Here is a 910-nt window from a genome sequence, read left to right on the forward strand (position 1 = left end):
CGACGAAGCGGCGTCCTGGATGCTCAGGTTCGACACGGTGGTTTCCACGGTCACAGCGGTGTTGGTCGCCGAGACACCGGTCAGACCCAGTTGCGCCAAGCCAGTACCGGCACTGCCGTTGGCCACGGTGAAGGTCTTGTTGGAGAACAGCGCCAGGGTGTTGTCCGCGTTTTTGCTGGCGGTGACGCCAGTGCTCGCGCTGTTGATCGAGGAGACGATCGAATCGGCGGTGTCGCCCTTCTTGAACTTCACTTCCACGCCATTGAGGATCACCGAAGTATCGGCGGTCAGCTTGGCCTGGGTGGTGCCGGCCGACAGGCCGATTTTGGCCAGTGCGCCAGGACCGGTAGTGGCGTTGGTGCCGTTGTCGAGCACGATCGCCTTGCCATCTTCGGAGGTCAGCTTCAGACGACCGTCGGCCACTGTTGCGCCCACACCTGTTGTGCCTTTTTCGGCCTCGATGGCCGCGGCCACGGCAGCCAGGTCATCGCCATCAGCCAGAGCGATCTGCTCACCGTTGACGCTGATGCTCGCGGCGCCAACCAGGTCCTTGGCGGCAGTGACGCCTGCGGTGGCAAAACCGGTGGTCGCGGCGCTACCGGTGGCGGTGAAGGCGCTGTCGGATTTCAACACCAGCGCAGTGCCAGCGGTGTCGAGCGAAGCGGTGACGCCGGTGCTGGAGGTTTTTTCGTTGATCAACGCAGCCGCCTGAGCAGCCGTGGTGCCGGCGCCGAAGCTGACGGTGGTGTCATTGAGTTTCAGGGTGCTGGCAGCGGTGCCATCGAACGCGCCGGCGCCGGCCGCAGCAAACTGAATGCCGCCGCTACCAGTCACGGTGGCAGCCAGGTCAGTAGCTGCACCAGCAGCCTTAGCTTCGCCGTAGGAACCTTTCAGGCCAGTGGCGCTGATA

At 64.0% G+C, this 910-nt stretch carries 1 protein-coding gene; it reads right to left on the minus strand.

The genetic code is table 11. The annotated features are described in order from the left end of the window. Positions 1–910: flagellin hook IN motif-containing protein (locus NPS46_RS25090; protein WP_274112041.1), on the minus strand; the 910-nt coding region annotated here is incomplete at both ends.

Source organism: Pseudomonas putida, from assembly GCF_028682395.1.
In the GTDB taxonomy this organism is placed as follows: domain Bacteria; phylum Pseudomonadota; class Gammaproteobacteria; order Pseudomonadales; family Pseudomonadaceae; genus Aquipseudomonas; species Aquipseudomonas putida_AB.